The 21295-nt window shown below is 69.3% G+C and carries 23 protein-coding genes; 9 read left to right on the top strand and 14 right to left on the bottom strand.

Going from position 1 to position 21295, the window contains the following annotated elements; all coding sequences use genetic code 11:
• Nucleotides 1-10 precede the first annotated feature (10 nt).
• The 8 genes from ACFYRU_RS18495 to ACFYRU_RS18460 all read right to left on the bottom strand — a co-directional run bounded on the left by ACFYRU_RS18495 (nt 11) and on the right by ACFYRU_RS18460 (nt 7079).
• The gene (locus ACFYRU_RS18495) at nt 11-445 is read right to left on the bottom strand and encodes an FMN-binding protein (RefSeq protein ID WP_387660055.1); all 435 of its coding nucleotides are present in this window, start codon (nt 443-445) and stop codon (nt 11-13) included.
• A complete protein-coding gene (locus ACFYRU_RS18490) occupies nt 442-699 on the bottom strand; it encodes an FMN-binding protein (RefSeq protein ID WP_387660052.1) in 258 nt (85 codons plus the stop codon). The genes ACFYRU_RS18495 and ACFYRU_RS18490 overlap by 4 nt, the downstream gene beginning before the upstream one ends.
• A 244-nt stretch (nt 700-943) precedes the next feature.
• Nucleotides 944-2143: a ferric reductase-like transmembrane domain-containing protein gene (locus ACFYRU_RS18485; protein WP_387660050.1), complete on the bottom strand. Its 1200-nt coding sequence runs from the start codon at nt 2141-2143 to the stop codon at nt 944-946.
• A gap of 230 nt (nt 2144-2373) precedes the next feature.
• Nucleotides 2374-3609, bottom strand: a complete 1236-nt coding sequence (locus tag ACFYRU_RS18480) for a sensor histidine kinase (protein ID WP_387660048.1) — start codon at nt 3607-3609, stop codon at nt 2374-2376.
• A complete protein-coding gene (locus ACFYRU_RS18475) occupies nt 3606-4265 on the bottom strand; it encodes a response regulator transcription factor (protein WP_387660045.1) in 660 nt (219 codons plus the stop codon). Before ACFYRU_RS18475 ends, ACFYRU_RS18480 begins: the two co-directional genes overlap by 4 nt.
• Nucleotides 4262-5005, bottom strand: a complete 744-nt coding sequence (locus ACFYRU_RS18470; protein WP_387660043.1) for an FAD:protein FMN transferase — start codon at nt 5003-5005, stop codon at nt 4262-4264. Before ACFYRU_RS18470 ends, ACFYRU_RS18475 begins: the two co-directional genes overlap by 4 nt.
• Nucleotides 5002-6069, bottom strand: coding sequence for a glycosyltransferase family 4 protein (locus tag ACFYRU_RS18465; RefSeq protein ID WP_387660040.1), 1068 nt, complete (start codon nt 6067-6069; stop codon nt 5002-5004). The genes ACFYRU_RS18470 and ACFYRU_RS18465 overlap by 4 nt, the downstream gene beginning before the upstream one ends.
• On the bottom strand, nt 6066-7079 hold the full coding sequence (locus tag ACFYRU_RS18460) for a YbhN family protein (protein WP_387660038.1): 1014 nt from the start codon (nt 7077-7079) through the stop codon (nt 6066-6068). Before ACFYRU_RS18460 ends, ACFYRU_RS18465 begins: the two co-directional genes overlap by 4 nt.
• 81 nt (nt 7080-7160) lie before the next feature.
• Here ACFYRU_RS18460 and ACFYRU_RS18455 point away from each other — a divergent pair, with 81 nt between their 5' ends.
• The gene (locus ACFYRU_RS18455; RefSeq protein WP_387660035.1) at nt 7161-7976 is read left to right on the top strand and encodes a PIG-L deacetylase family protein; all 816 of its coding nucleotides are present in this window, start codon (nt 7161-7163) and stop codon (nt 7974-7976) included.
• On the opposite strand, the gene ACFYRU_RS18450 is transcribed toward ACFYRU_RS18455, so the two are convergent.
• A complete protein-coding gene (locus ACFYRU_RS18450) occupies nt 7960-8376 on the bottom strand; it encodes a DUF6069 family protein (protein WP_387660033.1) in 417 nt (138 codons plus the stop codon). The genes ACFYRU_RS18455 and ACFYRU_RS18450 overlap by 17 nt on opposite strands.
• A gap of 104 nt (nt 8377-8480) precedes the next feature.
• Nucleotides 8481-8909 (bottom strand): MarR family winged helix-turn-helix transcriptional regulator, encoded by a 429-nt coding sequence (locus ACFYRU_RS18445; protein WP_387660030.1) that lies wholly within the window; start codon nt 8907-8909, stop codon nt 8481-8483.
• Between the two features lie 135 nt (nt 8910-9044).
• Here ACFYRU_RS18445 and ACFYRU_RS18440 point away from each other — a divergent pair, with 135 nt between their 5' ends.
• From ACFYRU_RS18440 to ACFYRU_RS18410, 7 genes are all read left to right on the top strand, one after another.
• Nucleotides 9045-9983, top strand: a complete 939-nt coding sequence (locus ACFYRU_RS18440; protein ID WP_387660027.1) for a hypothetical protein — start codon at nt 9045-9047, stop codon at nt 9981-9983.
• Between the two features lie 111 nt (nt 9984-10094).
• The gene (locus ACFYRU_RS18435; RefSeq protein ID WP_387660024.1) at nt 10095-12359 is read left to right on the top strand and encodes an FdhF/YdeP family oxidoreductase; all 2265 of its coding nucleotides are present in this window, start codon (nt 10095-10097) and stop codon (nt 12357-12359) included.
• Nucleotides 12360-12402: 43 nt separating this feature from the next.
• On the top strand, nt 12403-12885 hold the full coding sequence (gene crcB, locus ACFYRU_RS18430; RefSeq protein WP_387660021.1) for a fluoride efflux transporter CrcB: 483 nt from the start codon (nt 12403-12405) through the stop codon (nt 12883-12885).
• The gene (crcB, locus tag ACFYRU_RS18425) at nt 12882-13253 is read left to right on the top strand and encodes a fluoride efflux transporter CrcB (RefSeq protein WP_387660018.1); all 372 of its coding nucleotides are present in this window, start codon (nt 12882-12884) and stop codon (nt 13251-13253) included. Before crcB (ACFYRU_RS18430) ends, crcB (ACFYRU_RS18425) begins: the two co-directional genes overlap by 4 nt.
• 184 nt (nt 13254-13437) lie before the next feature.
• Nucleotides 13438-14631, top strand: a complete 1194-nt coding sequence (locus ACFYRU_RS18420; RefSeq protein ID WP_387660015.1) for an MFS transporter — start codon at nt 13438-13440, stop codon at nt 14629-14631.
• 42 nt (nt 14632-14673) lie between these two features.
• Complete coding sequence (locus ACFYRU_RS18415; protein WP_387660013.1) at nt 14674-15210, top strand: RNA polymerase sigma factor; 537 nt, start codon at nt 14674-14676, stop codon at nt 15208-15210.
• Entirely contained in the window at nt 15207-15968 is a 762-nt protein-coding gene (locus ACFYRU_RS18410) for a hypothetical protein (RefSeq protein ID WP_387660010.1), read from the top strand. The genes ACFYRU_RS18415 and ACFYRU_RS18410 overlap by 4 nt, the downstream gene beginning before the upstream one ends.
• Nucleotides 15969-15973: 5 nt before the next feature.
• On the opposite strand, the gene ACFYRU_RS18405 is transcribed toward ACFYRU_RS18410, so the two are convergent.
• Nucleotides 15974-16225, bottom strand: coding sequence for a hypothetical protein (locus ACFYRU_RS18405; protein WP_387660007.1), 252 nt, complete (start codon nt 16223-16225; stop codon nt 15974-15976).
• A 174-nt stretch (nt 16226-16399) separates the two neighbouring features.
• Between ACFYRU_RS18405 and ACFYRU_RS18400 the strand changes: the two genes are divergently transcribed.
• Nucleotides 16400-17170: an NPP1 family protein gene (locus ACFYRU_RS18400; protein ID WP_387660004.1), complete on the top strand. Its 771-nt coding sequence runs from the start codon at nt 16400-16402 to the stop codon at nt 17168-17170.
• Here ACFYRU_RS18400 and ACFYRU_RS18395 read toward each other — a convergent pair whose 3' ends face one another.
• The 3 genes from ACFYRU_RS18395 to ACFYRU_RS18385 all read right to left on the bottom strand — a co-directional run bounded on the left by ACFYRU_RS18395 (nt 17171) and on the right by ACFYRU_RS18385 (nt 21289).
• Nucleotides 17171-17758 (bottom strand): TetR/AcrR family transcriptional regulator, encoded by a 588-nt coding sequence (locus ACFYRU_RS18395; RefSeq protein ID WP_387660001.1) that lies wholly within the window; start codon nt 17756-17758, stop codon nt 17171-17173.
• The gene (locus ACFYRU_RS18390) at nt 17755-18681 is read right to left on the bottom strand and encodes a GTP-binding protein LepA (RefSeq protein ID WP_387659998.1); all 927 of its coding nucleotides are present in this window, start codon (nt 18679-18681) and stop codon (nt 17755-17757) included. The genes ACFYRU_RS18395 and ACFYRU_RS18390 overlap by 4 nt, the downstream gene beginning before the upstream one ends.
• A gap of 151 nt (nt 18682-18832) precedes the next feature.
• On the bottom strand, nt 18833-21289 hold the full coding sequence (locus tag ACFYRU_RS18385) for a X2-like carbohydrate binding domain-containing protein (protein WP_387659995.1): 2457 nt from the start codon (nt 21287-21289) through the stop codon (nt 18833-18835).
• Nucleotides 21290-21295: the final 6 nt, after the last annotated feature.

Raw genomic sequence — 21295 nt, 5'->3', positions numbered from 1 at the left:
GCACCTTAGTTCAGCGTGAGGCACGGAAGTGCGCGGCGTCCAAGGCCGACTGCAAGGAACGGCGGTAGCCGTCCGAGGTGAACGTTGCCCCCGACACCGTATCGATGTGCGCGCCCTGCGCGGCAAGCGCTTCCTGCCGGAGCTGTGGCAGCGCGAACGAACTGATCTCCCGGTCGCGACCACCGGACGACGGGTAGACGAGCGCGTCGACCGCGACCAGCCGGTTCGCGCGGAGAGTGATCCGGACCTGCACAGGTCCGTAGCGCGTACCTTCCGACGTACCGTTCACCGTCACGTCGCCGGTACCGGAATGCACCACACCCGGTGCCGCAGCGGCCGCCGCGGGATGATCCACCCGGTTCGTACTCGTCGGATAAAGGAACAGCAACAGGAGCAGTACGCCGGTACTCCCGCCGACGACGAGGTTGCGCCGCAGCCGCGTCATCGGCGGAGATGCGCGGCGTCGAGCGCGGACTGCAGCGACTGCCGGTAGCCGCCGGACGTGAACGTCGCCCCGGAAACGGTGTCGATGTGGGCGTTCTGCGCCGCGATGGCTTCGTGGTTGAGCTGCGGTACGGCGTACCCGTTGATCCGATCGGTCTGCCCGTCACCGCTCGGATGCTGCACCGCGTGCGCGTCGACGATCCGCCCGCCGCGTACGGTGATCTGCACCTGCACGGGTCCGTACTGTGTGTCCACGACAGGTCCTGCCACAACAGCATCGGCAACTGGCGCTGCCGTTCGGCGGGTCGACCTGGACGGAGTTGTCGGTTTACGAGCCGGGCGTGTTGTTGGCCTGGGAGTCGGTCTCTCGGAGGTGACCACGACGGCTGGACCGGCGACAGTGTTCGGGTGCGTGCTGGCACGGAACGCCACCGCGACCACCGCGGTTGTCACCACCGTCATCAACAACCTGAGTCCGCGCCTCACGCAGCTTCTCCTCTCACCATGAGAACCGTTCCTGGTGCAACTGGTTCGCCGGCAGCCCGACCGCGAGGACCGCCTTCGCGACCGCGTCCATCCAGCTGTCCGGCCCGCACACATACACGTCGTACTCGGAGACCCCAGGAACCAGCCGTCGTACGGCATACTCGTCCGACCATGCCGCCGCCCCGTCCGGCAGCCAAGAGACGCGGCGCCGCAACCGCGGACCGAGCAAGTAGTGCACCGCGATCCCCCGCCGGCGGGCGAGCTGCTCCAGCTCGTCCCGGAACACGAGATCGTCCGCGCTGTGCGCGCGATAGACGAGGACCGCGTTCCCCGGCTCGTACTCGAGCTCCTCGAGCAGCGCGCGCAGTGGCGTGATTCCGATGCCGCAGGCAAACATCGCGACCCGTTCGGTGACGCGCCGCTCGGCGGTCAGCCGCCCGTACGGCCCCTCGACCACGACGCGGGTTCCAGGGCGCAACCACGCGAGCCGGCTGCTCCCGTCGCCGGCCGCCTTCGCGGTGACGCGGAGCCGGTCGGGCGACGGTGAGGCCGACAGCGAGTACGGGTTGCCGCGCGACCAGCCCGGGCCGTCGAGGAAGCGGAAGACGAAGTACTGCCCGGCCCGTACGGGCAACCGGTGCAGCCCGCGACCACCGAGGACGACGGTGACGACACCGGGCGCCTCGTGGATCACCTCACGCACGGTCAGCCCGTGCCGCAACGTACGCCACGCAGGGAGCAACAGCCGGTACAACACGATCGCGCCGGCGGCGACACCGTACGCGGTCCACCAGTACAGCCGGGCCACGTGGGAGGTGGTGAAATCCGCACCGGTCCAGATCTCGTGCGGCACCGAAAGCCCGACACCGACGTACGCATACAGATGCAGCAGGTGCCACGACTCGTACCGCAGGACCTTCCGTGCGGCGCGCACCGAGGTGACCACGACGACGGTCAGCGCGATGGCCGCGGCGGTCGCGAGCAACATGCCGCCGTACGTCGTCACCACCGTCCACGTCTCGTGCACCAGGTCGTTGTGATCGCGCAGCGTGTAGCCGACCAGGATCAGCACGATGTGTACGAGCAGCAGGTTGAACGACCAGAAGCCCACCAGCCGATGCCGCCGCGCCAACTCGTCCTGCCCGTAGCTGCGCTCGATCATCGGAACCCGCGCCATCAGGAAGACCTGCACGAGCAGCAGATCAGCCGCCACCAACCCACACAAACGGCCGAGGGACGTGATCAGGTCAGCCGGGCCGTTCGCCAAACTCTGCACACCACGCCCCGAAACCCAGAGCGCAACGACCACAAGCACGCTTCCCCAGCACAGGACACCGATGAGATCCCGCCACCAAATGGGTGTGTTACGCAGACGCCGCCTGAGATGCGGGCGGCGGCGGTCACCCGGGGCGACCGCCGTCACCGGAGCTGCTCCGCGGGACGTCATGCATCCGACGATGCCTGCGGATTCTTAGTTGTTTCTGGGAGCGCAGGGAGGACGAGTTCGAACGTCGCGCCCACGTCGCCGGGGACCAGGCGGAGTTGCCCGCCCAGGCGGTTGGCGACGTCATGCGCCAGCGCCAGGCCCAGGCCGTAGTGTGCGCGACCCCGGCGCTGTCCACCGGAGTCGAACCGCCGCAACACCCGCTGGGCTGCCTCAGGCGCCAGGCCCGGCCCGGTATCGCTGACCGACAGGATCACGTCCCGGCGGTGCCGGCGTACGGTGATGCGTACCTCTCCCCCGCGTGGCGTGTGGTCGATGGCGTTGTCCACCAGAGCGATCGCCGCCCGCCGGATCGCGGTCACCGACCCGAGCGCGGGAGCGCTGTCGCGATCGGCGGCCGGCAGCAGCCGTACGCCGACCTGTTCGGCGTGCGCGCTCGCCGCATCGGCCACCTCGTGCGCCAGGCTCACCAGGTCGACCGGTTCGTGCGCCTCCGACCGCCGAGGATCGGCCGCCGCCAGCAGATCGTCGACGATCCCGGTCAATCGCCGCGTGTCTCGGATCACACCGTCCGCGTCGTCGATCACCTGCTCGCTCGCCCCGTCGCGGTGCAGCGCCCGCCCGAGCAACTGTGCCCGCGTGCTCAGCAACGTCAACGGCGTCCGCAGCTCATGCCCCGCGTTCGCCACGAAGGCACGCTGCAGCGTCAACGCCTGCGCCAACGGCCGTACGGCGCGCCGCCCGATCAGTACGCCCAGCAGCCCGGCGAGTATCAGCGCCAGGACAGCCGCCAACCCCATCGCCTGCAGCATCCGCACCCGTTCCTTGCGTGCGGATGCCAGGTCGAGGACAGCCTGCACCGGCCGGCCCTTCACCAGACCGGTCGCGATCCGGTACGCGCCGTCGTCGTCCTCGATCGTGGTCACGTCGACCTTCACCACGGCGTCGGTGCGGAGCGCCGCGAGGTCGGCCTTCAGGTCGTCCGGAAGACCAGGAGAGGCCGACCCTCCCATCACCAGCCAGGTCCCGGCCGGCGGATCGCCGACGTCGTCCGCGGTGGCGATCGCGGACCGCAGCAGGTCGTCCTCCGCACCGGCCTGCCCGCGCACCATCACGACCGTGACGAGCGCGATCAGCAGCAGCATCGCGGCCGCCACCAGCGCCGCGGCCTGGACGGCGACTCCACGCGCGGCGCGCCGGACCAGCACCTCGTCGCCGATCGGACGTCCGCTCATGTGCCGCCCAGCCGGTAGCCGAGCCCGCGCACCGTGCTGATCACGCCCTGCCCGAGCTTCCTTCGGCAATAGTGCACGTACGTGTCGACGACAGTCTCCGACTCCGCGTCGTCGAAGACGCGGTCGAGCAGGTCGGCCCGGCTGAACACCACCCCGGGCCGGGCCGCGAGCAGTCCGAGCAGGTCCGCCTCGCGCTCCGACAGTTCCACCCGCCCACCTGCAGCCTGCTGCACCGTCCGGCTCGCGAGGTCCAGCAGTCCTCCGGGTACGGCGAGTTGCACCGCCTGGTCGAGGTGCCGCCTCAGCAGCGCCCGGACCCGAGCGAGCAGCTCGGTCAGCTCGAACGGTTTCGTCAGGTAGTCCTCGGCACCGGCGTCCAGCCCGTCGACCCGGTCCTCCGTGCTGTTCCGGGCCGACAGCACCAGGATCGGCGTACCGACCCCACGGCTGCGCAGCCGGGCGATCAGGTCCAGGCCCTCGACGGCCGGCAGTCCACGGTCCACGATCATCGCGTCGAACGGGCGGGTCAGCGCGAGATGCAACCCGGTATGACCGTCGGCCGCCCGCTGGACGGCGTACCCCTCGTCGCCGAGCACCCGGGTGAGCATCCCGGCCAGGTCGGTGTCGTCCTCGATCAGCAGGACCCGCGGGCTCATCCCGTTCCCCAGCCCGCCGTCGCATGAAGGTGGCCGTCGGCAAGGACACCGAGTCCTTCGTACCCCGGCGGCAGGACCGCGGGCCACTCGTCACCGGCGACGAACGCCACCGTCGCGAGGATGTCGGCGTACTCCAGCGACGCCCCACTCACCGACACCGACAACCACCGGCTCCGCACCGCCCGCCCGGTTCGCGGATCGTACAGATGCGCGCCCCGCGCCGCCGTACCGCTCGTCGCCACCGCTCCCGATTGCCGCGCCAGGGCGGCGACCACCCGCCCGGGATCCCGCGGGTCCTGGATCCCGACCGTGAACGGCTCCGCACTCGGGCAGACGACCAGTACGTCGCCACCCGCGTTCAAGCACCAGTCGAGCCCGTCGACGGAACGCAACAGCTCGGCCGCGCGTTCGACCGCCCAGCCCTTGACCAGTCCGGACGGATCCCACCCGCCGTCGGGCAGCTCGGCGGAGAACAACCCGTCGGTCAGCTCCCCCGCCGCGGCGCACCGCTCGCGCACGTCCTTCACGTCCGGGGAGACGTCGTCCCACCCGATCTCGCCGCGCCCCAGCCTGCTCACATCGCTGTCCGGTTTGTACGGGGAGAACACGCGGTCGACCTCGCGCAACGAGGTGAACAGCGCCTGTACTGCCGTGTCGGCCGCATCCGACCCCGCGGACGAACCCCGGGCGAGCACGCTGACGGGCATCCCCATCACCTGCTCGACCCAGCTCCGCCTCATGATGCCGACGCTAGAGCCCGCTCCCTGAGGACAAGCTGAGCCTGGTACGCGGCAACATGCTGCGCCACCACTCGCTCCCACGTCATCCGAGGTGTCGTGTGCCGGTTGTGCACCTGCAGCCGATCGAGTACGGCGGGCTGCGTCAACAGCGCCGCCGTCGTACGTGCCATCTCCGCGTCGGTGTCGACCAGGAACCCCTCGACGCCGTTCCTGATGAACTCACCCACCCCACCGGTCGACATCGCCACCACCGGCAACCCGGCACAGCGTGCCTCGAGCGCCGCGACGCCGAACGACTCCAGCTCCGCCGGCGCCAGGTACACATCGGCGGACGCGTACAACTCCCGCAGCTCGAACCGGGTCAACCGCCCCGGCAGCTCCACCCACGGCGCCAGGTCGCGCCGCCGGGACTCCAGCGCCCGCTCCCGCGGCCCCGATCCGGCGATCACGCCGCGGAGCCGAATCCCGGATGGAACCATCGCGCGAATCGCCGCGAGCGTGTCGAGCAACGCCAGCGGCCGCTTCCGCCGGGCGAGTCGCATCGTGCTGACGATCGTCAACGGATGCGGCTGCCGCGCAGCCGGTCGCCACGCCGCCCGATCCACTCCGTTGTGCAGAACGTCGACCACTCGCCCCGGCAGCGACCGCCGCATCACGGAGGCGACCGCCGCGCTCACCGCGGTCCACCCGACGTCGCCGACGTACCGGTCGAGCTGGGCCAACGGCCACGGCATCGTCGGCCCGGGCAACGAATGCACGGTGACGATGGCCGCCCGCGCCAGCCGGGCCGCCCGCCAGGCCAACGGCGACACGATCGACGAGTGCGCGTGCACGATGTCGTACGAGGTCAACTCCCCGCGCAACCGATCCACGGCCGCCCGGACCGGGAAGCCCGCCGTCGAAGGCAGGCGCACCACCGGAACGTCGTCCGAAGGTCCTTCGGACAGCGTGTAGACCGTGACGTCGTGGCCCGCGCGGATCAGCTGTACGGCGAGATCGTGGACCTGCAACTCGATCCCGCCGAGCTGCGGCAGGTAGACGTCGCTGACCAGCGCGATCCTCACGCCGCCACCGCCTCCGGACCACCGGCCGAACGGCGCTGCAGCGAGGTCCAGATCGCGAGCAGGACCCCGCCGACCGGAATCTCCATCAGGAACGTGAACCCGCGGAACAACAACAACCCCGCCGCCACGCCGGCCGGGTCCCCACCGAGCGCGACGAGCGCCGCCGACGTCCCGATCTCGACGACGCCCGCGCTGCCAGGCGTGATCGGTACGAGGGTCAGCAACCGCTCCACCGCGAGCGCCGTGAACAGCACCGCCAGGCCGAGCGGGACGTGCAGGACCTGGAAGCACAGCCAGAGCAGGGTGAGCTGCAGCGCGAGGTACGCGACCATCCCGCCGGTCATCGGCCGCCAGCCGGTGCGCATCAGGTGCAGGGCCGTCCGCCGGAACCGGGGAAGCCGTTCCTGCAGGCGGGACCGGCGCAACACCTGGTCCAGCCGGCGGCCGATGGTCTCGGCGACCCGCTCGTCGGCGAGGATCCACACCCCGAGCAGGACGGCGGCCGGTACCGGGAGGAAGAGCAGACTCCCCTTGCCGAAGGCCGCCGCGCTGTGCAGGATCGGCGTCAGGCCGAGCGCGACCGCGATCACGCCGAGCTTCGACGCCACGTTCAGCAGCGTCGTCACGGCGAGGAATCCGCCGAACGCGCGCCGGGTGAAGCCCCAGCGGCGCACCATCGTGAAGTTCAGCGCCGTACCGACCGCGCCGCCGAGCGGGAGAACGTTTGCCACCGCGCTGCCGGTCAGGCTCAGCGTCAGCCCGCGGCGCTTGGTCAGCCCGGGCAGGGACGCCGCGAGCACGAACGAATGCGCCCACAGCCCGGCGATCCAGACGACCGCGAGCAGCACCAGCGAGCCGACCGACACCCGTTCGAGTACGTTCCCGACCTCGCGCCAGGTCGACCCGACCGCTCGTGGCAGGAACACCACGAGGGCCCCCGTTACCAACGCACTCAGGACGGAGGTCAGCAGCCGCCGTTGCCATCCCGCACGCCGTTCTCGCTCGTTCATCAGGCACAGCCTGTCGCTCCGACGCTGAGAGGGTGCTGAGAGCAACTAGCCCGGCCGCGAGCGGCGTGACATGCTCGTCCGATGGCGGGGTCCTACACCCTGGTCGCGTTCCACGCGCATCCGGACGACGAGGCCCTGCTGATGGGCGGCACTCTGGCGCGGCTCGCCGCGGAGGGACATCGCGTCGTGCTCGCGGTCGCCACGGACGGCGAGGCGGGGGCGGCCGCTTCGCCGTACCGTTCCGGAGCCGGACTGGCCGCGGTGCGCCGGGACGAGCTCGAGCAGTCCGCGGCCGCGCTCGGCTGTGCGCGGGTGGTCCGGTTCGGGTTCAAGGACTCGGGGTCGTCGGGGCCGCCGACCGACGGCGGCTTCAGTACGCTCCCGGTCGAGGAGGCCGCGAGGCCGTTGATCGAGCTGCTGCGGGAAGAGCAGGCGGACGCGCTGACCATTTACGACCCGGCGGGCGGGTACGGGCATCCGGACCATCGCCAGGTCCACATCGTCGGTACGTACGCCGCGGCCGCGGCCGGCACCCGGTTGGTGCTGGAGGCAACGATCGACCGGCGGCTGATCCGCCGGCTGATCCGGATCGTCGAGGCGATCCCCGGCGTACTGCCCGGGGTCACCGCGGCGTCGTACGACCATGCCTACGCCGACCGCGACGCGATCACGCATCGGGTCGACGTACGCCGCTACGCCGAACAGAAGCGTGCGTCCTTCGCGGCGCATGCCAGCCAGGCAAGCTCCGACGAAGGCGCACGCACGCTGTCGTTACTGCTCAAACTCCCACGCCGGCTGTTCCGCTCCATGCTCGGGCGGGAGTGGTACGTCGAACACGGCCGCACCCCGGGCGCACCGCTCGACGACCTGTTCGCGTCGCTCAGACCCGACGCGTGAACTGGTACGCCGGTACGGCGACCGCGGTCACCACCACGTGCATCAGCATCAGGCCCGCGACGCCGGTCACTGACGCCGACGGGATGAACTTGGTGGCCATCAGCAACAAATCCGGAATCATGGACAGCAAAAGTACGGCTGGGACGAGCACCCGCAACACCACGGCCGGGCGGGCGGAACGCCGGACGACCGCCGTCCAGCCGGCGTAACCGGCCGCGGTCCCGATGAGCGTGAGCGGGACGAACACCTGTGGGGTCAGCGGCGCGAAGCCGGCGTCGGCGCCGAGCGCGACCACACCCTGCGCGACCAGGTAGTTGAGACCGGCCGCGACCAGCGCGGCGGCGAACAGCACTAGTGTCCGGCGGCCGACCGCCACCGGCTGGACATCGATCGAAGCCATCGGAACACCTCCGCAATCGGTACGCATCTCGTACTAATTCGAAGGTAGCGGACGGCCCGGGCGATGGCCAGGGGTTCGGCCGAATCAGTCCGAAACTCGTACTGTTAGTCCTCGTGGCCGGCGATCACCGCGGTCAGCAGCACGGCGAGCGTGTCCCGCTCGGCCGGCTCGAGCACCGCGAGCATCCGGCGTACCTCGGTCCGCAGCAGCCGCTCGAACTCCTCGGCCACCTGCGCGCCGCGCTCGGTCGGGGTAACCACGAAGTTGCGCCGGTCGGCCTCGTCCGGAACCCGGACGACCAGGCCGGCCGCCTCCATCCGGGCGACCACTCCGGTCATCGTCGACTTGGTCAGCCGCAGCGCCGACCCGAGGCCGAGCATGTTCGTCGGCTGCCGGTGCAGGATGAACAGCAGCCGGGCCTGCTGCATGGTCAGGCCGAGCTCCGAGCTGATCCGCTCGTACTCCTCGGTGACCGCGGTGGCCGCCCGGATCAACGCCGGACCGGCCGCCAGCACCTTCGGCTTCACCGCCATCTGCACCCCTTTCCAGGACCCCACGATAGTGCCTGAAATTCAGCTGAGATCGGCGGCAACTTTTCGGGCACGCCCGGATTCCAATCCGGTACGACGGAGGCCGGGGATGCCTCCGCGTCAGGGGAGGACACCAGCATGATTCGCAAGACCGTAGGACTGGCCGCGGCCGCCGTACTGGCCGTCGGGATCGGGTCTGCCGCGACGGCTCAGGCGCAGCAGAACAGCACTGCAGGGACAACAGGGACCACCGCGACCGCTTGCGCGCTCCGGCTCGGCTCGGTGACGTCGACCGGCGCGTTCACCAGCCGGATGATCAACGCCACCGCGCCGATCACCGTCGGCGGGGTCCGGGGCACCGCCGGCGTGTTCGGCGCGAACCAGGTCCAGCACCTCAGCACGTTCAACGGCACGCTGCTCGGCGCCGGCGGCGAGACCCGGACCGGGCTCACCGTGATGGGCGGCGCGCTGTACTCGAGCACGTTCACCGTCGACAGCGAGAGCCAGCTCGACCCGCACTACCCGCACAACAACCTCCGGATCGGCGGCGGCTGGGGCAACTACCGCTGGATCGAGCAGTCAGTGCTGCAGCCGCACGACGCCCAGAACCCGTCCCGGATCCAGCTGTACGGGCAGCGCACCGACGGCACCACGATGCGCTGGACCTTCGACGGCACCGGCTGGCGGGGCACCGCCGGTGCCGGTGGCCTCAGCACGGTCAAGGGCATCGCGCTGATCGGGCGCACCGCGACCACCGAGACGTTCCTGGCCAACACCCGGTCCGGTTCGCTCGTCACGGTCACCTGGCCGACGAAGTACCTGGCCGCACCTTCCAGCAAGGTCGTCCGGGGCACCACCTGGCAGGGCTTCGAGCAGCTGATCGCGACCAAGTGCGGCACGAACGGCACGCTGCTGCTCGGCATCGACCGCGACACCAAGTCCGGTTACCTGTACGCCGTCAGCCACGCGAACGGCACCAGCACGGTGATCAAGAGCCTGGGCAAGGTCCCGCTGACCTTCTCCGACCCGCAGTACTTCCGGATCGCCCCGAAGTACGACGTGCTCAACGGCGGCTGATCACTCGCACGCCCCCCACCACGCCACCCTCCGGCCCACCACGTCCGGAGGGTGGCGGCCCGGAGGGTGCAGACTCGTCTCTAGAACCCCAGGCGGAGGGAGCACGAGACGATGAGCGATGCTGATTGGTCGCAGAAGGACTATCACCACCCCTCCGCGGGGTGGGGCGCCGCGAAGTCGGTGGCCAAGGTCCTCGGCCGCGAGCACGCGGTCATGTCCGGCCCGCGCGCGATGCTCCGCATGAACCACGAGAACGGCGGCTTCGACTGCCCCGGCTGCGCCTGGCCGGACGCCATTGACGGGCTCAAGCTCGACCTGTGCGAGAACGGCGTCAAGCACGTCGTCTGGGAGATGACCCCGAAACGCGCCGGCCGGGAGTTCTTCGCCGCGCACACGGTCACCGAGCTCGAAAGCTGGACCGACTTCGCGCTCGAGGACGTCGGCCGGCTGACCGAGCCGATGGCGTACGACGCGGCGACCGACCGCTACGTACCGATCAGCTGGTCCGCCGCGTTCGACCTGATCGGGACCGCGCTGCGCGCGCTGGACTCCCCCGACCAGGCCGCGTTCTACACGTCGGGCCGGCTCAGCAACGAGGCGACGTTCCTGTACCAGCTGTTCGCCCGGGAGTTCGGCACGAACAATCTCCCGGACTGCTCGAACATGTGCCACGAGGCGTCCGGCCGGGCGCTCCAGGCCGCCCTCGGCACCGGCAAGGGCACGGCGGACCTGAAGGACTGGGAGACCGCCGAGGCGATCTTCGTCGTCGGCGTGAACGCGGCGTCGAACGCGCCGCGGATGCTGACCGCGCTGTCGGACGCCTACCGGCGCGGTGCCCAGATCGTGCACGTCAACCCGCTGGTCGAGGCCGCGGCCGGACGGACGATCGTGCCGCACGAGTTCGTGGACATGGCGCTGAACAAGTCGACGCCGACCAGCACGCTGAACCTGCAGGTCCGGGTCGGCGGCGACCTCGCGCTGCTCCGCGGGATCGCGAAGGCGGTCCTCGAGGAGGCGGAGACCGACCGGAAGGCCCTCGACGAAGTCTTCCTCGAACGGTACACCGACGGCTTCGCGGCGTACCGGAAGATCTGCGAGCAGACCGACTGGGCCGAGCTGGTCGAGCAGTCCGGGCTGACCGAGGCCGACATCCGCCGGGCCGCGACGATCTACTCGCGGTCCCGCCGTACGTTGATCAGCTGGTGTCTCGGGGTCACGCAGCACGAGCACGGCGTCGACACGGTCCGCGAGATCGTCAACCTGCTGCTGCTCCGCGGCAACCTCGGCCGCGAAGGCGCCGGGCCGTCGCCGGTCCGCGGGCACAGCAACGTCCAGGGCAACCGGACCTGTGGGATCGACCACCGGCCGAGTACGACGTTCCTCGACCGGCTCGAGGCCGCCTGCGAGATCGTCCCGCCGCGCCACCACGGGCTCGACACGGTCCGGACGATCGCGGCGATGCGGGACGGTTCGGTGCGGGCGTTCGTCGGGATGGGTGGCAACTTCGCGCTCGCCGCGCCGGACACGGTCGCGACCGCGGAAGGTCTGCGGGCGTGCGAGCTGACGGTTCAGGTCAGCACCAAGCTGAACCGCAGCCACCTCGTCCACGGCCGGCAGGCACTGATCCTCCCCTGTCTCGGCCGGACCGAGGCGGACGTCCAGTCGACCGGCCCACAGTCGGTGTCGGTCGAGGACTCGATGAGCATGGTCCATCTGTCGAGCGGCCGGAAGCGTCCAGCGTCTCCGGCGTTGCTGTCCGAGCCCGCCATCATCGCCGGCATCGCGCAGGCGACGCTGCCCGGGACCCGGACCCCCTGGGCGTCGTACGTCGAGGACTACGACCGGATCCGCGACATCATGTCGAGGGCCCTGGACGGATTCGAGGACTTCAACCGGCGGGTACGGCATCCACTCGGTTTCCGGCTGCGCCAGCCCGCGCGCGAACTGGTCTTCCTCACGCCGAGCGGCCGCGCCGAGTTCTCCACCGCGGACCTCCCGGACCTGCTGCCCGCGGACGACGACGTACTGATCCTGCAGACCATGCGGTCGCACGACCAGTGGAACACCACGATCTACTCCGACGACGACCGCTACCGCGGCGTGAAGAACCTGCGCACGCTGATCCTGATGAACGCCCAGGACATGCAGGCCCGCGGTATCGCGCAGGGCGACCTCGTCGACATCGTCGCCACCGCCCGCGACGGCTCCACCCGAGAGCTCCGCCAGTACCGCGCACTGCGCTACAACGTGCCGCGCGGGAACGCCGCCGGGTACATGCCTGAGATGAACGTCCTGATCGCGGCGACCGACTACAGCACGCAGAGCGACCAGCCGCTGATGAAGAACATCCACGTCCGCGTCACCCGGTCCAGCTGAAGCACGCCACAGGTCTTCCCATAGCATGTGACCGGGAGGATCTGTGGAGCAGCAGCCCGTCAGCCCCTTGCCCAAGGGGGCGGTCGACTCTGACGTCGACCTGCGCATCGACGGCCGGGACCGGCGGACGCGCGACCCGGTGATCGTCGGCGTGATCGCGGTCGGCGGCGCGATCGGCGCGACAGCGCGTTACCTCGTCGGCCTCGGCTGGCCGACTCCGCCGGGCGGGTTCCCGTACGGCACGCTGACGATCAACATCGTCGGCTGCGGCCTGATCGGGATCCTGATGGTGCTCGTCACCGACGTACTCACCCAGCAGCGCTTGCTCCGTCCGTTCGTCGGTACCGGCGTCCTCGGAGGCTTCACCACGTTCTCGACGTACGCGGTCGACATCGAGCAACTGATCTCCGGACGGCATGCCGGGACCGCGCTGCTCTATCTGGTCGCGACGGTCGTCGGTGCGCTGCTGGCGGTCCGTACGACCGTGACCGCGACGCGCGCACTGATCACCTGGAGGAGCCGATGACGCGCCTCCTGCTGGTGATCGCCGGTGGCCTGCTCGGCGCCCCACTGCGGTACCTCGCCGACCGCGCAGTCCAGTCCCGGCACGACTCGCTGTTCCCGTGGGGAACGTTCAGCGTGAACGTGGTCGGCTCACTGATCCTCGGGTTCCTCGCCGGAGCGTCGACGTCGCTGCCGCACAACGTCCAGCTGTTCGTCGGCACCGGGTTCTGCGGAGCGCTCACGACGTACTCGACCTTCTCCTACGAGACCATCCGGCTGTTCGAGGACCGGGCGCGGTTCCTCGCCGTCGCCAACGTCGCCGCCAGCATCGTCGCCGGGCTGGGCAGTGTCTTCCTCGGCGTCGCCGTCAGCCAGTCGATCTGGAGCTAGCGGTCGCGGACCGCGATCCCCGGGTAGTCCAGCACGAGTCCCCGCCGCGGTGCCCCAGTCCGGGTCGACCGCGATCTCGTAGCCGACGTGCGTCCACGATGCGGCTACCGGTAGGGCAGTCAGTTTCATGCTCCGAACCCTAGCCACCTATCGTTTGCGGGTAGGCGTTTTCCAGGGAGGATCGATGCACAACCGGCCGGAGTCCGCGCTCGGCATCGTTCTCCGTTCGCGGTTCTACCGCTCCGCGTTCCTGTCGTTGCTGATCGGCGGTGTCGGGGTCTCGGCGGCGACGCCGCAGCTGACGCTGTTCATGGTCCGCGAACTCCACACGCCGTTGCCGGTGGCCGGTCTGTACTACGTGACGAACCTGGCCGCGCCGCTCGCCGGGTACCTGGTCGGACGCTGGTCCGACCGGGCACACGACCGGCTGCTGTGGTTCCGCGTATGTGCGTTGATCGGGACGGCCGGCTGGCTCGCGATGGCGGCTTCGACCGCGGTGTGGATGCCGTTCGCGATCAGCGCGCTGCTGCTGAGTGTCGCCGGTGGCTCGATGGCGCAGCTGTTCGCGGCCTGCCGGGACGAGCTCACCCGGCACCCGACGCGCGCCGAGAACCGGGTGGTCGCGACGATCCGGATGGCGTTCACCACCGGCTGGATCCTCGGGCCGGTGTTCGGCAGCTGGTTCGGCGGCGTCTTCGGGCTCCGGCCGTTGCTGGTGGCAACGGCTGTCGGCGTGTTCGCGCAGCTCCTCCCGCTCGGCCGGCAGCGCGTCGAGCGGTACGCCGCCCCGGCCCGCGACACCTCGACCGAGCGGCGGCAGCTCGACCACATGCTGCCGTTGCTGACGTTCACCGCGGTCTGCGTACTCGCGATGACCGGCGACACGATCAAGTTCGGCTACCTCCCGCTCTACATGGCCGACCAACTGCACGTGTCGGACTCGGTCCGCGGCGCGGTGATCGGGATCCAGCCGCTGATCGAACTCGCCCTGCTCCCGGTGGTGGCCCGCGTCGCCGACCGGTTCGGCGCGATCCGCGCGATGACGGCCGGCGCCGTACTGGGACTCGCCGGCAACCTCGCGTACGCGCTCAGCACCTCGGTCGCCGGCCTGTTCCTCGGCCAGGCCCTCACGGCCGGGCTGTGGTCGTGCGTCGGTGCGCTGGGCGTGACGATCGCCCAGCGCCTCTACCCCGAAGGTGTCGGCACCGCGTCCGGGATCTTCCTGAGCGCGATCTCACTCGGCTCCGCGATCGGCGGCACCATCGGCGGCATCGGCGTCGCCGCCATCGGCCTCCCGCACGTCTTCTTCATCCCCGCCTGCCTGACCGCTGTCTCGATCGTCGGCTTCACCCTGCTGAGCCGGCGCGAGCAGACCTAGACCCTGCGACACACTGAGCGGTGTGCCGGACAGGTATGGGCCATGAGCAACCATCACGAGGAGCGGTTCGTCGCGCTGTTCGAGGCGACGTACGCCGATCTGGTCCGGTTCGCGCAGCGGCGAGTACCTGAGCCGCAAGCCGAAGACATCGTCGCCGAGGCGTTCCTGGTGGCCTGGCGCCGACCGGACGACATCCCGAAGGGGCCCGCGGACGCGCGGGCGTGGTTGTTCGGCATTGCGCGCAACGTCATCCTGAACACCCATCGCGGGGCGCGGCGGCAACACGCAGTCGCAGTACGGCTGGCCGAGACGACAGCTGCCTTCGGGTCCGGAGTGGACGACGACGCCGACCTGGTGGCCCGGCAGGTCGACCTCACCCGGGCATGGGGCCGGCTGACCGAGGTACATCAGGAGGCGCTTGCGCTCGCGGTTCTCGACGACCTCACCGCGCCGCAGGCCGCCACCGTACTCGGCATCTCCCCCGTCGCGTTCCGGCTGCGTCTCAGCCGCGCACGCCGGGCGCTCCGCTCGTTGCTCGACCACCTCCCCGCACCGACTCCCGAAAGGCATTCGTCATGACCACACTCGACGACCTGGCTGTCCTCCGAACTCTCGACCCGGCCACCGGGGCCGACCCCCGGAGCCCGCGAGCCCAAGCCACGCTCCACCACGTCCTCACCTCGCCCGTTCCACCACCGGCCCGTCGCCCCAGGCGCTGGGTACCGCGGGTCGCGGTCGGCACGGGCCTGGTTGCAGCAGCGACAGCGGCGGTATTCCTCCTTCCCTCGGCTGTCGGCGGCGATCAGGCGTTCGCCACCTGGACCGGGACGCCGAGCGGGCTGACCGGAAAGGCCGCACTCGACGCATCCAAGGCCTGCCGTGACAACTCCCGGCCGGAGTACAAGAAGCAGTTGGCGACCGCAAGCACCGCGATCGCAGAACGTCGCGGCGCGTGGACTCTCGTCGTGCTCGCGGATCACCAGGGCTTCGGCGCCCTCTGCATCACCGACGAGTCCCGGCACCTGTTCCGCGACCAGTTCGGCGCGATCGGAACCACACCGGGCCTTCCGGCGGCCCGCGCACTGTCCCCGGTCACCCTCGGCACCGGTTCGAGCGACGGCCGCGACCTCTCGGTCATCACCGGCCTGGCAGGCAAGGACGTCACCGCGGTCAGCTATGCCAGCGCCTCGCACGGCAAGGTCGTGGCGAGCGTCAATGCAGGGCAGTTCGCGCTCTGGTTCCCTGGCGACGAGCTCCTCGACGCGAACCGGGCCGGCGTACCCGTGCAGGTCACCTACCGCGACGGCTCCACGGCGACGCTCAAGTTGAAGCTCTGAGCCGTTCAGGCGTGGGCCGAGAGCGCGGCAACTAGTACCGACACCGCGACGCCACCCAGGATGATCAAGGCAACGACCAGGAGCGGGCTCTCGCCACGTGGGCTGTGCCGACCCAAGTTGTCGAGACGGTTGAGGTTCGGCCCCCAGCCGAACGGTGGCGACGGACTCTTCGGCATGGTGTGACGGCCGTACGTCGGCATTGACCCGTCAGGCAATGCCGGCGGCGGCCGGTACCCCGCCTGTTCCTCAGCAGGCATGTCTCCTCCCCAAAGACCCTCTTACTGTGCCGCATGCCAAGCGCTCTTGGCACCCCCTGATTCGGGCTTTCACCGACGGTCAACCTGTAGCCACGTGACGTATAGGCGCAGGTGGCCTCGCCCTGTCATTGTCGTGTAGTTCCTTTCCGCCCTGAAATAAGTGAGGAGCAAGCGATGCATCTCAAGAGAGTGCTCGGGGTCGCCCTCGGCACCGCGGCGCTGATGGTCACCTCGGCCGCGATCGCGTTCGCCGAACCGCCGCACAATCTCCCGCAGAACGCGGACGGCTACGAGCAGTCGTTCTCGCCCGCGTACGACTACGACACCGACGGCTGCTACGCCACCCCCGCGATCGGACCCGACGGCACGCTGAACCCGGGCCTGAACCCGACCGGCGCGCTGAACGGCAACTGCCGCGACCAGTCCGACCTCGACAACTCCCAGACCTACTCCCGGGAGAAGTGCAACAACGGCTGGTGCGCGATCGTGTACGCCAGCTACTTCGAGAAGGACCAGGCGTTGCCCGGCAGCAGTCTCGGCGGCCACCGGCACGACTGGGAGCACGTCATCTCCTGGGTGAACCAGGCCACCAACCAGGTCGAGTACGTGACCACCACGCAGCACTCGAGCCAGGTCACCTACGCCCGTTCGCAGGTCCGCTTCGACGGTACGCACCCGAAGGTCGTGTACCACAAGGACGGCGCGAGCACGCACTTCTTCCGGCTCGCCAACAGCAACGACGAACCGCCGGAGAACCACTACCACAACTGGCGCTACCCGCCGCTGGTCGGCTGGAACGGCTACCCGAGTACGTCGTTGCGCGACACGTTGATGACCGCGGACTTCGGCGCCGCCACGATCAAGATCACCGACAAGGACGACCGGTTCCGCAACCTGCTGAACGCGTCCAAGCCGTCCGGGATCCCGTTCGACCCCTGGGGCTGATCAACCCGGCGGGCTGGTCAGCGTCTCCACAATGAGGTCGATCATCGCCGCGTGCCGCTTGGTGGCGGGCTCGACCTGCCCGAGTGCGACCGTGTCCAGGAACACCCGGCTCACCACCAACTCGGCCGCGGTCCGCACTCGGGCCCGATCCGCGATCACGTCGTCGGCACCCGCCAGTACGTCGGCCACGGTCGCGCTCGCGTCCGCGAACATCTCACTCGCCCGCGAAGCGATCTCCGGCCGGCCCTGCGCCTCCCGGAACACGATGATCCGGACGGCACGGTCGTTCTCCAGTTCCGCGGCCATCGTCGCGACGATCGCCCGCAACCGTCCCCGTACGGTCCGGCCGCGGGCCGCGGATCGCAGTACCTCGCTGGGCGCCGGCCGTTCCTGCACCACTGCGAGCAGCAGGTCGAGCTTGGTCGCGAAGTGGTAGAACACCAGCCCCGACGGCACGCCCGCCTCGGTGGCGATCCGGGCCGTCGAGGTCGCGTCGTACCCGTGCTCCGCGAACAGCCGCTCGGCGGTCTCGATGATGACCTGCCGCTTGGTCGAGCGGGTGCTGTGGTGGTGTGCCGACGCGGTCATGAGGGTTGAGGAGCGGGCCAGACCTCACCTTTGCGCTCGGCAGCGAGCACGGCGGCCCGCTTGAGGGACTTGAACACGTAGTCGGGTACGCGGAGACCCCGGCGATGTGCCCACAGCAGTTCGTGTTCGGCCCGCCCGACCTGCTGTGCGTACTTCCGCAGCTCCGCTTCGCCGCCGTTGCTCAACTTCAGCTTGTCCATCACGTCCCCGAACTGGGTGACCTGAAGCTTGTTGTAGGCACCCACTACTTCGAACGTACGCTTCCGCAGCCCGCGCGTCAGCCATTTCTGCCAACCCGACAGCTGTTCCCACAACTGCTGGGCGGCCAACTGGTAGTACGCGAAGTGGCCGGGCTCCTGGCGGCGGATCGGCGCGACCACCGTGGCGGCGATGGCGCGCTCGCCGAGCTCGACCAGTCCGGTGTGCAACTTGTTGTACGCGAGTACGGCGGAACGCTCGGTCGCCAGGCCGGTCAGGTAGTAGAGCATCCGGCTGACGTCCTGCACGCCCGGCACCTTCCCGAGCGCACCGAGCAGCTTGAGGCTGAACGACACCTCGTCGAGGTTCGCCTCGTGCGGTTCGACGCCGAGCAGTTCCTGGAGTTTGTCGAGGATCTGGCCGTGGCGGGTCTCCTGCGGCATCCAGACGTCGGCGTAGAAGTGCCGGTCGACCTCGGGCGGGTCGGGCAGCAGGATGTTCAGCTCGAGCACGTTCCGCTCGACCTCGAGTTCGACGCGGGTCATGTAGGCCAGCACCGGGCCGAAGCGGTCGGCGAGCAGGCTGGGCTTCTTCATCGTGTAGTCGACGCCACCGAGCGGGATCGGCGGGTGCTCCTCACCGAGCCGGTCGACGTGGTCGGCCAGCCGTGAGTCCTCCCTGCGGCGGGCGCGGCGGCGCGGGATGGTCAAGTCACTCAAGGACACCGCTCAAGGTTAACCACTAACTGACTGATCAGTCAGTTCCTCAGGTGTGACTCAGGGAACAACCAGGGACAAAGACCGAAGGACCCGCCCCCTCGCTTCGCTCGGGGGCGGGGTTGTATCGGTGGCGACCCTGGTTGTTCCCTGGCGGTGGTTACTTCGCGAGTGTGTAGCGGATCATGTCGTTGCGGAGGACGTCGCCGTTCACCTTGACAATCTTCAGCACGTGCTGGCCGTTCTTCAGGGTGGTTGTGGTGAAGACGGTTCGGTTGGTCAGGCGGGCGTCCGCGTGCAGGTTCACCCGCTGTACGAGCTTCCCGTCGACGTACACGTCGGCGTCGCCCTGGTCCGGTGCGAGCGCCGTACCCCAGGCGACTCCCGTGCCGGTGAAGGTGAAGCTGACCGAAGCACCATCGGCCTTCGTGGCGTGGATGTCGTCGCGGTAGTCACCGCGGAACCGGACGTCGAGCGCCGCGTTCCCGACCGGCAGCGTCGCGAGGTACGTCTTGCTGATCGTGACGACGTTCCCGTTCACCGTGTAGTCGGTGCCCTTCACCAGGTCCTTCCCGCCGTACGCGATCCCGTCGAGCTCGCCCGGGTCGCGTCCCAGCGTCACGTTCACGTCGGCCGGCGCGTTCTTGTCGAACGCCGCGGTGTCGGGGTTGAGCAGGCTCTCCTGGCGGATGTTGAGCTTGTCCAGCAGCATGAACTGTCCGGACTTCTTCACGCCGCGGATCGTGTGCGTACCGTTCGGCAGGTCCGAGATGCTGTACACCACCTGCTGCGGCTTGTTGTGCCCCTGCGACGGATCCAGGTACGTACTCACGGTCTGCTTCAGCTCGCCGTCGATGTAGATGTCCACGTCACCCTGACCCGGATCCGTCTCGGTCACGTAGTCCACACCCGTACCGACGAACTGGTACGAGAACGAGTCGCCGTTCGTCTCCGTCCACTGGACGTCGTCCTGGTAGTCACCGAGCCCACGTCCGGAGCTGTAGTTCCAGTTGCCGGTGTAGACGATGCCGGAGTTGTTGTTGTTCACCTCGATGGTCCGCGTCGGCAGGTCGGCGACCTTCGCCAAGTTGTTCGACAGAGCCTGCGAGGAGTCCGTCACGCCGACGGTCAGCGCCTGCGAGACCGCGGGCACCTCGTAGTTGTTGTTCCGCTCCCAGGCGCCGTCGTACAAGACCCGCAGGTCGTCGTCGTTCACGCTGATCGACGCGCCCTTCTGCGGCGTCACCTTGAACAGCCGGACGCCGTGGATCGGCACGCTCTTCGCGGTGTAGCCCGACGCGAACGTCCCGAGATCCTTGCGGTCCCACAGATCGCGCACCTTCGCGGAACCGTTCAGGCCGAGGTCGGCGAAGTTCATCGTCATGTCGGCGTCGGTCTGGCCAAGGTTGAACAAGGCAACGGTGTACGAGCTGTCCGCGTTCAGCGCGTACCACACCTGCCGGTTCGTCTTCGTCGACACCGGGTGCGCCGGACGGCCGGCCTGGTCGACCGCGATCACCTCGGGGTTGGTGAGCAGGCTGAGCCCGTACGAGTCCAGGTTCGTCATGTCGTTGCCGATGTACATCGGCGCCGCGGACACCGCCCACAACGTGGCCGCCGTCCGGCGTTCGTCCTTGGTCATGCCGTCCATCGAGCCGTTGCCGACGTCGAGCGAGTCCAGGTCGTTCCAGCCGCCCGGACCGGCGTGCCGCCACCAGTCGGCGAGCTTCGGGAACAGCCGGTTGATGTTCGGCCACGCGGTCAGCGCCGTACCGGTGCAGTAGCACTCGACGTCCCACTCGATCCGCCAGCCGTTCGCGTACTGCTTCCAGGTGTCGGCGTAGTTGATGTCCAGCGCCCAGGACAGCTCGAGCCAGATGTTGTACCGCTTGAGCGCCTGCGACCAGGCCTTGACGTCGTCGCGAGCGTCGACGGACAGGTCGCTGATCCCCGAGCCCGGGGTGACGCTGTCGAACTTCAGGAAGTCCAGGCCCCAGGAGCCGAACAGGTCCGCGATCGAGTCGACGTACTTCTGCGCGCAGGGCTTGGAGAAGTCGATCCGGTAGCCGATCCCCCAGTAGTCGCCCTTCTGCAGTGGCAGCACCGGAAGGTCACCAGTCGTACACTCCGGGGCGCCGTAGATCGGGAGTTTCGCGTCGATGACGGCCTTGCTGATGCCCGGGATCGTGTACAGGCCGACCTTCTGGCCGTTGGCGTGGATGTGGTCGATCACCGCCTGCAGGCCGTTCGGGAACAGCTTCTTGCTCGGGGTCGGGCGGCCGTACGCGTCGACGCCGTCGTTCCAGCCGGCGTCGATGTTGATGTAGTTGTACCCGTACTGCTGCAGCTTCGCGTGCATCGCGTCGGACTGCTTGATCAGCTGGTCGGCGGTGATCCAGCTGCCGCCGTTCGGGTTGAAGACCTGCATGCTGTAGCTGCTCCAGCCCATGTAGGGCTTGGCGGCCTTGTCCCCCGCCGGACCCGGCAGCGGGGTCGCGGCGGTGACGGCCGTTGCCGGCGCTGCTGACGACGTACTCAAACCTGTCGGCAGCAGCCCGGCGACGACGACTGCGGCAAGTGCAGCCCGTAACACCCTGCTCCGAATGGATCTGGTCATGGCGGT

This window comes from Kribbella sp. NPDC004536 (genome assembly GCF_042873835.1).
Taxonomy (GTDB): domain Bacteria; phylum Actinomycetota; class Actinomycetes; order Propionibacteriales; family Kribbellaceae; genus Kribbella.
The sequence above is the reverse complement of the archived record's forward strand: the minus strand, read 5'-3'. Positions and strand labels throughout refer to the sequence as shown.